The sequence below is a fragment of the Gilliamella sp. LMG 34359 genome, from assembly GCF_984569085.1.
Genome location: NZ_OZ474906.1, coordinates 259,830 through 273,272, shown reverse-complemented (window position 1 = coordinate 273,272; position 13,443 = coordinate 259,830). Strand labels below are relative to the sequence as shown.

Sequence of the window (13,443 nt, the reverse complement as noted above, 5' to 3'; positions counted from 1 at the left end):
GAGTTATTGCAACGAGTTTTAAACATGTAAAACATCAAACGGGCGCGAGGTAACTCAAGCCCGTTTAGTTGTTTATATAATGATTAAAGTAAAGGTTAATTATGGCGAAGAAAGATTATTACGAAACATTAGGCGTAAGTAAAAGTGCCACTGAAGCAGAGATAAAAAAAGCCTACAAACGCCTAGCCATGAAATATCATCCGGATAAAAATCAGGATAATAAAGCAGAAGCTGAAGCAAAATTTAAAGAAGTCAAAGAAGCTTATGAAATCTTAACCGATCCGCAAAAGAAAGCTGCTTATGATCAGTATGGCCACGCTGCTTTTGAACAAGGACACGGTGGTGCTGGTGCTGGAGGATTTGGTGGTTTTGGCGGTTTTGGTGGCGGTTCGGCATTTGATGATATCTTCAGTGATTTCTTCGGCGGTGGTCGAGGACGAGGGCAAACAGCGTCACGAGGTAATGACTTACAATACAATATCTCCTTAACGCTAGAAGAAGCAGCAAGTGGCGTAACTAAAGAGATCAAAGTACCAACTTGGGTAACTTGTGATGTATGTCATGGACAAGGGACTGAAAAATCATCTGATGTGGTAACTTGTGATACTTGTCATGGCGCTGGTGTCGTCCAAATGCGGCAAGGCTTTTTTGCGGTACAGCAAGAGTGTCCAACCTGTCACGGTCGTGGAAAAATCGTTAAAAACCCATGTAAAAAATGTCGTGGTGAAGGACGAATCCAAAAAACAAAAACGTTATCTGTTACTATTCCAGCCGGGGTTGATACAGGAAACCGTATTCGACTTTCAGGTGAGGGTGAAGCAGGACTTAATGGCGCACCAGCGGGTGATTTATATGTTCAGGTACAAGTAAAACCACATGCAATTTTTGAGCGAGATGGTACTAATTTACATTGTGAAATTCCAATTAACATTGTATTAGCATCCCTTGGTGGTGAAGTTGAAGTGCCAACCCTAAATGGTAAAGTTAGTTTAACCATACCGGCAGAAACGCAAACCGGTAGGATGTTTAGATTACGTGGAAAAGGTATTAAATCATTACGTGGTAGCACAGTAGGTGATTTGTATTGCCATGTCGTGGTTGAAACCCCAGTAAACTTAACGGGCAAACAAAAAGAGTTACTCAAAGAGTTGGGTGACAGTTTTAAATCCGATAAAAACTCAAAACACAGTCCGAAAGAAAAAAGCTTTCTTGATAAAGTGAAGAAATTTTTTGGATAACATTCGTTATTGATTATACAATCGAGCCTTATGATTAAGGCTCGATTTTTTTGTTCTATTGATATCTTAATATTTTTCATTTCAGTTAACTTTAATTTTTCCTTTATTATTAAATATTCATAATTTGACATTAAGTCATATAGTCTTTAATATATCTAATTAGTAAGGGGGCTAACTAATTTGGAGGATAATACATGCAGCTCGAAAATCGCTATTTATCTTTTTGCAATATTTTGAAAAAACAAAATACGGTTGATTTAGAAAAGATTAGAACATGCTTTACATTATTATCTGTTGCTAATCTGATCGATATAGAGTGTGCTAAACGTCTTGATAAATATCATCTTTCAGAAAGTAGATTAATTATTTTAGTTTTACTGAAAGAATATCAAGAATTATCTTTGCAAGAAATCGCCAAATTATTAGGAATAACTAAAGCTTCGACAACCACGCTTGCCAGCTCGTTAATTAATGATGGGCTAGTGTCAAAGAGAAATGATGAAAATGACAAAAGAATTTCAATCATTTGTCTAACCTCAACAGGAATGGATTTATTAACGGAAACGTTAAACGAACACAGTGTTTGGATCGAAAAAATCACTAATAACTTATCTGATAGTGATGTTGTTATATTCAGAAAAGTACTAAGCCAAATTCATGAAAATGTATCAAAAAAGGAAATTATTAAATGAAAGTAATTGAAGATTTAAAAATATTAAGACAAGATCTATTAGCACAATTACCACCCGATGTACTAAATATGTTAGATAACTCACTAGCTGATATGCTAAGTGAAAAACTAGAAAGTCATGCTTTACGATGTGGCGATATTGCACCAGACTTTTCATTAATCTCAACTGAAAATGAAGAAATCAATTTATACCAATTACTGGAAACTCAACCGGTAATCATTAGTTTCTTTCGAGGTAGTTGGTGTCCGTTTTGTGTAAAAGAATTGGAGCATTTTCAAAATAACTTAAAATTGATGCAAAAAAATGCACATTTCATTGCTATTTCACCGCAGAAATCTTCAATTAGTGGACAGTTAAAAAAAGAAAAATCGATGTCGATAACGATACTATCAGATATTAAAAACAACATAGCTAACCAATTTGGTTTAGTATTCACATTACCTGAAAAAATGCGAGAATTATATAAAAGTTTAGGCGCTAATTTATTCGATTTTAATGATGATGATAGTTATACATTGCCAATACCAGCAACTTATTTAATTGGGCAGGATAAAAAGATTCAGTTTGCTTATGTTAATGCTAATTATATGGAACGAGCTGATATATCTGAATTACTAAAAGTATTAAACTAATGAAAAACTAGTAGCATAACTGCCTATTAATCATAGTTAGTAATATAAATTTATTTAACCATATAAAAAGTTATTACTGTTATGTAAAAAAGGATAATATTTAATATTATCCTTTTTTGTATTAAATTTAATTAAAAGTATAAACTTACATTTTAGTCGTAAAGGCATGAGCAGTAACATTATATTGTTGTTCTGTGGTGAGTGAGTTATAAGGTAATAGCTTGTGAAGATAAAGAAAAAAGATTTTATTGCTCAAGATCTTTTAGGGCGAATTTATCAGCAATTAAGTTTTGCTAATCAAAAATTGCCTGCCGAACGAGAGCTTGCAGAAAGTTATGGCGTCTCTCGTCATACAATACGTAAAGCACTAGAAAAATTGCTGCAAATCGGTATTATTTCGGTTCAAAAAGGTTCGGGTGCTTTTATTAATCAACAAGCTAAAAATAATCCATTAATTTATAATTCGCTGACGGAAAAACATTACGATCAAATTAACTCTAAACTTATTTTATTTCGTAAAAGACATGCACAGTTAGAAGAGAAACAGACCTTTAATCTAATTGACGATGATTATATTTGGGAGTTTCATCGTATTCGTTTTGTTGATGGTCGTGGTACCCAAATTGAGATTTCTAAGTTACCTTGTCGATATTTTCCAGATCTAAAACAAAAAAACATTGAAAGCTCTATCCAACAATATGTATTAAGTAAAGGTTATGAAATATCCCATTATTTGACGCAATATCAAGCTGTTGCCATTAATCGTCAGGAATCAGAATTACTCAAATGCAAAAAAGGCATGCCTGCAATGAAAATTATCAATCGCTGTTTTTTAAATAATGGTGCAATTTATGCCATTAGTGAAATTATTGATATTCACTATACTTGTACCTATATCACACCATTTAATAAACCTAATTTTGAATTAAGATTAGTTGATGATAAAAAGTAAATTTACCCATCAACTTGGTGTAAACTAGTTTAAAAAACTTTCATTAAACCTGATTTATGGCGTATGTATGACCCCATTAGGTAAGCGGCTTTGAGTCCATTCATGTGGTCGATAAACCACTGGATATTTACTTGCCTCAGCTTTATTAAGTGTAACACCAATACCTACTTTCTCGATTGGATATAAATAGCCTTGCTTGGCGGCAATAATACCTGGAAATACTGCCTGTGTATTTGTCGAATAAGGAATATATTCTTGAATTGCCGCATTATGCAAATGAATATTTAGATGAGTATTTACCGCTGCAGCAATTGGTGTCATATCTGGTGGACAATGCCAGGCAACTCTTACCCCAAATGGTTGGCAAAATGCGGCTAATTTTAAAGCAGGTGTGATTCCGCCAATTTGTGAAACATGACAACGAATAAAATCAATTTTACGTTGAATAATCAGATCTTGCCACTCTAATGGATTATTGAATAGTTCACCGGTTGCCAAAGCAACTGAAGTTTGGCTACGAATTTGATCCAACCATTGGTTTTGATTCGGTGGTAAAATATCCTCAATAAAATAGGGCTGATATTGTTCAACTTGTTTTGCAAAAGCGACGGCTTGATTAGGAAATAATCTTTCATGTACATCATGCAAAAAATGGATTTTATAGCCATACTTTTCTCGTAACTTTTTAAACATCTCTAAAGTATTTTGCATATACTGATCTTGATCAAAGTAAGCCCCACAACTTGACTGTTGTGGACTATGCAATTCATCTGGTTTGCCACCGTAAAACCCTAATTGACAACGAATATGGCGATAACCTTGGCTGATACATTGGTCAACTTGTTTAAAAAGTTCTGAAAGTGTTTCACCGGTTGCATGGGTATACACTTCTATCGCATCTTTTGATTTACCACCAAATAATTGATAAAGAGGCATATTCGCTAGTTTAGCTTTGATATCCCACAATGCCATATCAATACCAGCAATAGCATTATTAATGATTGGCCCATTACGCCAATAAGCATTAACCATTAACATCTGCCAAATATCTTCAATATGATTGGCATCTCGGCCAATGAGCAATGGTTTTAAATATTCATCAACAATGGTTTTTACGGCTAATGGTCGCTGTTGAAAAGTTGCACAGCCATAACCGATTACCTCTTTATCCGTATAAATAATTACGCTAACAAGATTATGTCTATCTGGTTTAGTAATGATACATTCAATGTCAGTGATATGGGTTGGTAACATAGGGTTAGTATCCTCTTTAAAACTTTTTCTTTTTATATAATTACCGATATTTTCCACATCTGTAAAGCGCAAAATATTGGTGAAAAATTATTGGTTCAAATTTAAATAAAAATTGTTGAGAAAAAGCATACCAATTGGAAAATAAAGTAAATTTCAGTGTCAAAACCGCTTTTTTTGTGATCTAGATCAAATTTTTCATTCTTGTATTGGTAATTTAAAGTTTCTATTATTTTAGATAAACCAATTCTAAGGACGATTGAGGTTCTAATGAGTAAACAAGAAAGTATTCAAAAAATTATTGCTAATATTGGCGGTAAGGAAAACATTAAAAATGCTTGGCATTGTATGACACGTTTACGATTTGATTTAGTAGATCAAACCAAGGTTAATTGGGATGAAATTAAACAAATTTCTGGGGTAATTGCTGCGCAATTTCAAAGTGATCAATGCCAAATTGTAGTAGGCACTCAAGTTAAAGCTTATTTTGACATTTTGGCTGATGAAATAGGATTACAAACACCAGTAAATGATCAAGCTAAACAATCCGTTAAACAATCAGTTAAACAATCAGTTAAACAACATAAAGGCATTGTTTCTTTGTTTATGGATACTGTCTCTGGTGTTTTTGGTCCTATTGTACCGGCAATCGCTGGAGCAGGGATGATTAAAGGGTTACTTGCTGGCCTAATTGCGTTAAAAGTGGTTCCTAAAACCAGTGATACCGTTATTATTATTGATTTAATCGCCAGTGGTGTGTTTTACTTTTTACCGTTCTTTTTGGCGGTTTCGGCAGCAAAAATATTTAAAACTAATGAGTATTTAGCCGCAGCTATCGCCGCGTGTTTGATGTATCCAACTTTAATTGATGCGGCAAAATTGTTAGCAACTAATCCTGATGCTGCCAGTTTTTATTATTTTTTGGATATGATACCAATATCGATTTTTAGCTATGCTGGTAGTGTTATTCCTATTATCTTCTCGGTTCTGGCATTAAGTTATATCTATCGATTTGTTGATAAAATTATGCCTAATGTACTAAAAACAGTTTTCACACCAACGGTAACTTTATTTATTGCTGGTTTATTGGCTCTTAGCGTAATTGGTCCTATAGGTATCTATTTAGGTAAACTATTAGCGCTGTTTATCCGTTCATTATTTGATGTTTCTGCCGTATTTGCTGGCGCTATTGTTGGCGCGATTCGACCAGTCGCTATTTTAACCGGGATGCATCATGCGATGACACCGATAGCGCTGCAGAATTTTGCTGAATTAGGCTATGATATGTTGATGCCGATGATGTTTATGGCGAATATGGCAATTGCCGGAGCGACTGCTGCTATGTATTTTAAGGCGAAAAATAAACAAGAAAAAACAGTGATTGTTTCTGCCGCGGTATCCGCATTATTAGGTATCACCGAGCCAGCACTATTCGGAGTATTAACTAAGTATAAAAAAGCTTTTATCGCTGCAACTGCCGGTAGTGCGATTGCCTCAGCCTTCATTGCATTATTTGGGGTAAGGTTATATGGCTATATTCTATCGAGTATCTTTAGTTTACCTGCTTATATTGGTCCTTACTTTATCTTCGCAATATTGGGCGTATTAATATCAATTTGCTCCTCTTTCATCATGGCATATATTTTCGTTGGTAAACAACGGGCTGAATAAAGCAACAGCCCATCGTGTGTGGGCTGTTTTGAACAGGCTAAAAATTTTAAGAATGCCTCTATGCTTGTAAAAATGTTAACTTAATATGTAAATCACATTGGAAATTGTTCGCTAAGCGGGATTTTAAAAAATTATATTTATGAACCAGAAATTTAAAGAAATAATTAAATGCAATATTGCTGATAGATAAACTTTTTATTCAGCATCCGGTTGAATTGAAGGATATTTAAATAACGCGTTGAAAATAACCGAAAGTGAAAGTTAAAGTGAAAGAGAAAAAGAACAAAATTATCGCTATTAAAAAAATTAACCCAGTATAATTACTGGGTTAATCTAACTTATACTACGTAAATATTTAAAATATGTAAATTACATTTTAGTTGTGAAAGTACGAGCAATAACGTCGCGTTGTTGTTCAGCTGTTAGTGAGTTAAAACGTACCGCATAACCAGAAACACGAATAGTTAATTGTGGATATTTTTCTGGATGTTGTACTGCATCTTCTAAAGTTTCACGACGAAGTACGTTTACATTTAGATGTTGACCACCTTCAACTTTAATTGTTGGAGCAATATCTAATGGAATTTCACGATATTCGATTTGACCAAGTTCTGCTGTTGGTACAACTTGATCTTCTTTATAAACTGATTTAGCAGCGACGCAACGTGCCTCTTTTGTTGAATCATCTAATAACCAAAATGAGTTAAGTAGTGCTTGGTTGTCAGCTTTAGTAATTTGGATGCCTGTAATCATTTTTAAATCCTCCTAATGGATTGGGACCTTATTGTCCTAAACTATTTAAGCTTAATATAGCACTTTGAATATTTGATTAAAGTCAAAAAAAACTATTAATCTAATAAGTTTTACCGTTGATTAGCTTTTTAGGATCTTGTCGATATAAATAAAAATATTCCAATAACGTTATGAATTATCAGTGGTTCAGTAATTGACATAAATATGATCGGCTTGAAAGCGAATCTCGTTTTTATCTAATTTCAATAATTCTGCGAGTGTAAAAGCAAATTTAAATGCCATGCCTAATCCTTTACCACTAAAAAGATTGGCATCACAGACAACATCCTGATCAACAAAAATACCGTCTGCTACGTTTTTATATAAATCACCAGAGCAGACATATTTTCGACCATTTAATAAATTATTCTTACTTAAAACTTTTGCTGCTGCTGAACATATTGGGCAAATCCACTTATATTCTTTATCATGGCGTTTAATGAACTCAATCACATCGGCATTATTACCCAAATTAACCGTACCATCAGGTCCACCCGGTAGAATCACTGCATCATAAAGTGTGTTTGGTTTATTCTTAAGTAACGCATGTGCTCTCATCTCAATACCGTGGTAGCTCTTTACCTTAATATCATCTTGGCAGGCTAATAGATCGACATCTATTTTCACTCGGCAAAGTGCGTCATAAATAATAATGGCTTCGGCCTCTTCAAAACCTTCAGCTAACAAAATGGCTACTTTTGGGACATTCATCATAAGTACTCACAATAACAGTTGAAATTTGAATCATTGTTTCATAAATTTTTTTTGAAAATAGAATTTATTTCATAAAAATAAAATATATGTGAACAAAATCACATCGACTTTCAAAATTTTGCCATTTTTATAGAAAGTAGGCAGGTATATTAAAGTTTCAGGAAAGTTCCCACCATAGACTAGTCACAGTACTTAAAGGAGTTATTTATCTTTTGGAATAAGGAAAAAATGAGTGGGGAAAATATGAAAAAGAGAGTGATAGGATTAAAAAATTACTTAGCCTATGGCGCGGGTGATTTTTTAGGTGCCGGTACAACAGCATTGACGGCTGTATGGTTATTGTATTTTTATACCAATTTTTGTGGACTAACGCCAATTGAAGCCACATTTATTTTCGCGGCCGCAAGGGTTCTTGATGCGGTGATTAGTCCATTGATGGGTTATTTAACCGATAACTTTGGTCGAACTCGATTAGGAAAACGTTTTGGACGTCGTAAATTCTTCATATTGCTTGGTATTCCTCTCATATTCAGCTATAGCGTAATGTGGGCGCCCGGTATGAATTATCTCTACTACTTAATCACCTATCTTTTCTTCGACATGGTATACACCATGGTGCTTGTTCCTTACGAAACCTTAGTCCCTGAAATGACCGACGATTTTAAGCAAAAAACCAAATTCTCTGGTGCCAGAATTTCAATGGCACAATTGTCGGCAATATTAGCTGGATTCTTACCGGGAATTTTGCTCAACTATTTTGGAAAAGATAACGCAATATCATTTTTTTATGCCAGCTTAGTGTTCTCAATCTTATGTTCATTTGCTCTTTGCATGGTATACCTATTTACTTGGGAAAGACCAAATGAGCTTAAATCAAACGAAGCATTACTTGCCGAACAACTGGCTGCTTCATTACCATTTAAAGAAAGTATCCGCCATTTAGTCATCGAACTATTATCCACGTTCAAAATAAAAATCTTTAGACAGCATTTAGGTATGTATTTGGGCGGATATATTGCTCAGGATGTTTTTAATGCGGTATTTACCTATTATGTAATTTTTGTTCTATTACAAGAACCAACCGTGGCTTCAATGCTAATTGGAACAATGTCTATCACACAATTCGTTGCTGTACTATGCATGATGCCATTATGCATCAAATATGGCCCCGCACCAGCCTACCGGGCTGTGGTCACAATCTTCGGTATAAGCTGCCTTTCGTATGGCGTCATTTGGTATTACAACTTAAGTCACGTTCATACCTTACTCGTTACTATCTCAGCCATTGCCGGCCTAGGTCGAGGCGGTATCAATTACGTTCCTTGGAATATCTATACCTATATTTCCGATGTTGATGAAATTATTACTGGCAAACGTCGCGAAGGTATTTTTGCTGGCGTAATGACCTTCACTCGTAAAGCTTCACAAGCTGGTGCGGTAATGTTGATTGGTGTGTGTTTACAATGGTCTGGTTTTGTTAGTGGTCAAAATCAACAACCTGAACAAGTTTCACTAACCATCTTATTTTTATTAGTGATTGGAACAATCTTTGTGCTCTCATTAGGATTTTTAATTTCATTAAAATTTAAATTAAATTTAACTACTCACAAAATTCTAATCAATGAAATTAATAATATAAAAGGTATTGGTTCTAGTTCTGAAAAACGAATTAGTGATGAGGGTAAACCTGTTGTTGAAATGTTAACCGGTATGCCGGTTTCCCAACTATGGGGAAATAATAATATAGGTTATAAAAATAAATAAATTCGTTTTTAATGTTTAGTAGAGGTAAAAAATGCAGATATTTCCTGTAAAACATAGCAAATTACTTTGCCAACCAGAATATATAATTTCGCGTTCTGAATTGAAACAACTGATTCACAAAATTGTTAATAATCTCATTAATATTAAAGATGAAACCGGTGAATTTCTACTACGATTAGATGACGGGCGGGTAATTGATACCAAAGGGTGGAATGGCTGGGAATGGACTCATGGCATTGGACTTTATGGTATGTATCAATTTTATCAACAAACCGGTGATAAACCGACTCTCGACATTATAGACGATTGGTTTATACAGCGTTTATCAGAAGGGACACCAACCAAAAATGTTAATACCGTTTGCCCACTTTTAACTTTAGCCTATCGGTATGAAGAAACCAAAAACCCGGTTTTCCTACCTTATTTGGAGCGTTGGGCTGATTGGGTAATGTATGAGATGCCAAGAACCAAATTTGGTGGCTTACAACACATCGTTTATAACAATGAAAATCACCAACAACTTTGGGATGATACTCTCATGATGAGTGTATTATCTATCGCCAAGATTGGTAAATTGCTTAATAAGCCTGAATATATACAAGAAGCAATTTATCAAATACTGATTCATATCCAATATTTAATGGATCGCCAAACCGGGCTTTGGTTTCATGGATGGACATTTGAAGGTAACCATAATTTTGCTAAAGCAAGATGGGCAAGGGGAAATAGTTGGTTGACAATTGTCATTCCCGAATTTATTGAATTACTTGATCTTGATCAACATGATCCTTTTAGAAAATTACTTATTGAAGTACTCAATGCGCAAATAGAAGCGCTTGCTAAATATCAAGATCAAAGTGGATTATGGCACACCATTATAGATGATCCCGATTCTTACTTAGAAACATCGGCAACCGCTGGCTTTGCCTATGGTATTTTAAAATCAATAAGAAAACGTTATATCTCGGCAGATTATGCATTAATGGCAGAAAAAGCAATTAAAGGTGTAATGACAAATATTGACGATAACGGAACACTGTTAAATGTTTCATTTGGAACGGCAATGGGTAGCAATTTAGAATATTATAAAAATATTCCGTTAACATCGATGCCATATGGTCAATCTATGGCGATTTTATGTTTAACTGAATATTTAAGAGTCTTTATTTAACATGGTTCAACATTGATTAGCATTAGGTTTATTATTATTTTTAGGTATAATTATTATCATCTCAATGTTAGATAAAATAATAGTAAAGGTAAACTATGAGTAATCAATTAACCTGGAATGATGTTATTGGCTCTGAAAAAGAGAAACCCTATTTTCAACATATAATGCAGTTTGTAGCCACACAACGTGCTGAAGGTAAAACTATTTATCCACCTCAGCACGATGTGTTTAATGCTTTTCGTTTTACTGCATTTAATAACATCAAAGTGGTGATCTTAGGGCAAGATCCTTATCATGGTCCAAATCAGGCTCATGGTTTATCCTTCTCTGTTTTACCGGGAATTAAACCGCCTCCATCATTACTAAACATCTATAAAGAGCTGTCAACCGATATTGAAGGTTTTACTATTCCAAATCATGGTTACTTAGGTTACTGGGCAACCCAAGGGGTATTACTGTTAAATAATGTTTTAACTGTTGAGGCCGGACAAGCTCATTCTCATGCCAAATTAGGTTGGGAAACCTTTACTGATCATGTTATTGAAGCGATCGATAAACATTTGCAAGGTGTCGTGTTTTTACTTTGGGGCTCTCCGGCGCAAAAAAAAGGTCAATTTATTGATCGTCAAAAACACCATGTGTTAACCGCTGTACATCCTTCGCCACTGTCTGCTCATCGAGGATTTTTTGGATGTAAACACTTCTCAAAAGCGAATAATTTTATTTTACAACATGGTAAAACGCCAATTGATTGGCAACCAAGATTACCGGAAAATAAGCAATGAATAAAAAACGTCGACCAGGCTTACAAGAAATCGCCAATTTACTTGGTATCAGCAAAATGACAGTAAGTCGCTTTTTACGAGATCCCAATCTTGTATCGGAAGCACTACGATTAAAAATTTCATCGGCTATCGATAAACTGGGTTATATCCCTAACAAAGCCCCAGACATGTTATCCAATGCTAAAAGTTATGCTATTGGGGTGGTGTTACCCTCGTTAACCAACCAAGTTTTTGCCGACATTTTAAAAGGTATCGAAATGGTCACGGATGTAAAAGGGTACCAAACCATGATCACGCATACCGGATACAGCGCCGATAAAGAAGAGTTACGGGTTCGCTCATTACTGTCTTACAATATTGATGGACTAATTTTGACCGAAAGAATACATAATCCCGCCACACTTAAAATGATCGAAATTTCAGGCGTACCGGTAGTTGAAATTATGGACAGTGTCTCACCTTGTATTGATATGGCTGTTGGCTTTGACAATTTCACCGTCACCAAAAATATGATTCATCACATGATAGATAAAGGGCGACGTAATATTGTCTACTTTAGTGCCAGACAAGATCAGCGAAGCATTATTCGTCAGCAAGGTTATGAAAAAGCTATGCAAGAGGCGGGATTAACGCCAAAAACATTAGCGACAAAAGAAGCTTCATCCTATGAATTAGGTGCAAGATTTTTACACCAAGTTCTAGAAGAAAATCCAAGCGTTGATGGTATTTTTAGTACCAATGATGATTTAGCTATAGGCGTATTACTTGAATGTCAACGTATTGGTATTGAAATACCTAAGCAGATAGCTATAGTTGGATTCCATGGACACAAAATTGGCCAATATATGAATCCGAAATTAGCCTCCATACAAACGCCAAGAATAGAAATGGGTAACATTGCTGCCGAATTACTCCTAAAACGCATCAATGGTGAAAAGATAGATCAAAAGGTAATCGACTTACCTGTTGCATATCTAGAGGGTGAAAGTTTATAAAAAATAAAGACTTTTTTTAAAAGTCTAGATTAACGATCTGCTTTGTTGGGATTTCTGGTTTTCATGATTTGATATCTCTGCTATAATTACCTCTCAGTGGTTATTTATACCTACTAATTAGATCATCAAAGAATAACACTGAGGCCCCCCAATGAAAATTGTTGAAGTAAAACACCCTCTAGTTCGCCATAAAATTGGCTTAATGCGTGAACATGACATTAGCACAAAAGATTTCCGAGACCTTGCCAGTGAAGTTGGCAGTTTACTGACTTATGAAGCAACAGCTGACTTACCGACTGAAAAAGTGACGATTGAAGGTTGGTGTGGACCAGTTGAAGTCGAACGCATCAAAGGGAAAAAAATTACCGTTGTTCCTATTTTACGTGCTGGTTTAGGTATGATGGATGGTGTCTTAGAACATATACCGAGTGCAAGAATTAGTGTTGTTGGTTTTTATCGTAACGAAGAAACTCTCGAACCTGTTCCTTATTTCCAAAAACTCACTTCTGATATTGAAGAACGTATGGCTTTAGTGGTAGATCCAATGCTTGCTACTGGTGGCTCTATGGTGGCTACTATTGATCTGCTTAAAAAAGCTGGTTGTAAAAATATCAAAGTACTGGTTTTAGTGGCTGCGCCAGAAGGTATTAAAGTATTAGAACAAGCTCACCCAGATGTTGAACTTTATACTGCATCAATCGATGAACGATTAAACGATAAAGGATACATCTTGCCCGGACTTGGCGATGCAGGTGACAAGATATTTGGCACTAAATAAAATCTCAA

Annotated in this window: 13 protein-coding genes; 10 read left to right on the top strand and 3 right to left on the bottom strand. The window is 35.0% G+C overall.

The window, feature by feature from the left end:
* Nucleotides 1-101 precede the first annotated feature (101 nt).
* The 4 genes from dnaJ (at nt 102) to AC5LXV_RS01400 (ending at nt 3,514) form a co-directional block, all read left to right on the top strand.
* Nucleotides 102-1,238 (top strand): molecular chaperone DnaJ, encoded by a 1,137-nt coding sequence (gene dnaJ, locus AC5LXV_RS01415; RefSeq protein ID WP_493467195.1) that lies wholly within the window; start codon nt 102-104, stop codon nt 1,236-1,238.
* Nucleotides 1,239-1,432: 194 nt separating this feature from the next.
* A complete protein-coding gene (locus tag AC5LXV_RS01410; protein ID WP_493467194.1) occupies nt 1,433-1,930 on the top strand; it encodes a MarR family winged helix-turn-helix transcriptional regulator in 498 nt (165 codons plus the stop codon).
* Nucleotides 1,927-2,562: a peroxiredoxin-like family protein gene (locus AC5LXV_RS01405; RefSeq protein WP_110422404.1), complete on the top strand. Its 636-nt coding sequence runs from the start codon at nt 1,927-1,929 to the stop codon at nt 2,560-2,562. Before AC5LXV_RS01410 ends, AC5LXV_RS01405 begins: the two co-directional genes overlap by 4 nt.
* Before the next feature lie 229 nt (nt 2,563-2,791).
* The gene (locus AC5LXV_RS01400) at nt 2,792-3,514 is read left to right on the top strand and encodes a GntR family transcriptional regulator (RefSeq protein WP_110422545.1); all 723 of its coding nucleotides are present in this window, start codon (nt 2,792-2,794) and stop codon (nt 3,512-3,514) included.
* A gap of 54 nt (nt 3,515-3,568) precedes the next feature.
* On the opposite strand, the gene AC5LXV_RS01395 is transcribed toward AC5LXV_RS01400, so the two are convergent.
* On the bottom strand, nt 3,569-4,768 hold the full coding sequence (locus AC5LXV_RS01395) for an enolase C-terminal domain-like protein (protein WP_493467193.1): 1,200 nt from the start codon (nt 4,766-4,768) through the stop codon (nt 3,569-3,571).
* Nucleotides 4,769-5,035: 267 nt separating this feature from the next.
* Here AC5LXV_RS01395 and AC5LXV_RS01390 point away from each other — a divergent pair, with 267 nt between their 5' ends.
* Entirely contained in the window at nt 5,036-6,436 is a 1,401-nt protein-coding gene (locus AC5LXV_RS01390) for a PTS transporter subunit EIIC (RefSeq protein ID WP_493467192.1), read from the top strand.
* Nucleotides 6,437-6,805: 369 nt separating this feature from the next.
* On the opposite strand, the gene grcA is transcribed toward AC5LXV_RS01390, so the two are convergent.
* Both grcA and AC5LXV_RS01380 read right to left on the bottom strand, forming a co-directional pair.
* Complete coding sequence (gene grcA / locus AC5LXV_RS01385) at nt 6,806-7,189, bottom strand: autonomous glycyl radical cofactor GrcA (RefSeq protein ID WP_110432270.1); 384 nt, start codon at nt 7,187-7,189, stop codon at nt 6,806-6,808.
* A gap of 186 nt (nt 7,190-7,375) precedes the next feature.
* Nucleotides 7,376-7,939, bottom strand: a complete 564-nt coding sequence (locus tag AC5LXV_RS01380) for a DJ-1/PfpI family protein (RefSeq protein ID WP_493467191.1) — start codon at nt 7,937-7,939, stop codon at nt 7,376-7,378.
* A 246-nt stretch (nt 7,940-8,185) separates the two neighbouring features.
* Between AC5LXV_RS01380 and AC5LXV_RS01375 the strand changes: the two genes are divergently transcribed.
* The 5 genes from AC5LXV_RS01375 (at nt 8,186) to upp (ending at nt 13,435) form a co-directional block, all read left to right on the top strand.
* The gene (locus AC5LXV_RS01375) at nt 8,186-9,706 is read left to right on the top strand and encodes an MFS transporter (protein WP_110432344.1); all 1,521 of its coding nucleotides are present in this window, start codon (nt 8,186-8,188) and stop codon (nt 9,704-9,706) included.
* Nucleotides 9,707-9,737: 31 nt separating this feature from the next.
* Nucleotides 9,738-10,877, top strand: a complete 1,140-nt coding sequence (gene bglB, locus AC5LXV_RS01370) for a beta-galactosidase BglB (protein WP_493467190.1) — start codon at nt 9,738-9,740, stop codon at nt 10,875-10,877.
* A gap of 95 nt (nt 10,878-10,972) precedes the next feature.
* Complete coding sequence (gene ung / locus AC5LXV_RS01365) at nt 10,973-11,662, top strand: uracil-DNA glycosylase (RefSeq protein ID WP_110432272.1); 690 nt, start codon at nt 10,973-10,975, stop codon at nt 11,660-11,662.
* Nucleotides 11,659-12,657, top strand: coding sequence for a gluconate operon transcriptional repressor GntR (gntR, locus tag AC5LXV_RS01360; protein ID WP_110432273.1), 999 nt, complete (start codon nt 11,659-11,661; stop codon nt 12,655-12,657). The genes ung and gntR overlap by 4 nt, the downstream gene beginning before the upstream one ends.
* A gap of 151 nt (nt 12,658-12,808) precedes the next feature.
* Nucleotides 12,809-13,435, top strand: a complete 627-nt coding sequence (gene upp, locus AC5LXV_RS01355; protein WP_034883276.1) for a uracil phosphoribosyltransferase — start codon at nt 12,809-12,811, stop codon at nt 13,433-13,435.
* Nucleotides 13,436-13,443 lie beyond the last annotated feature (8 nt).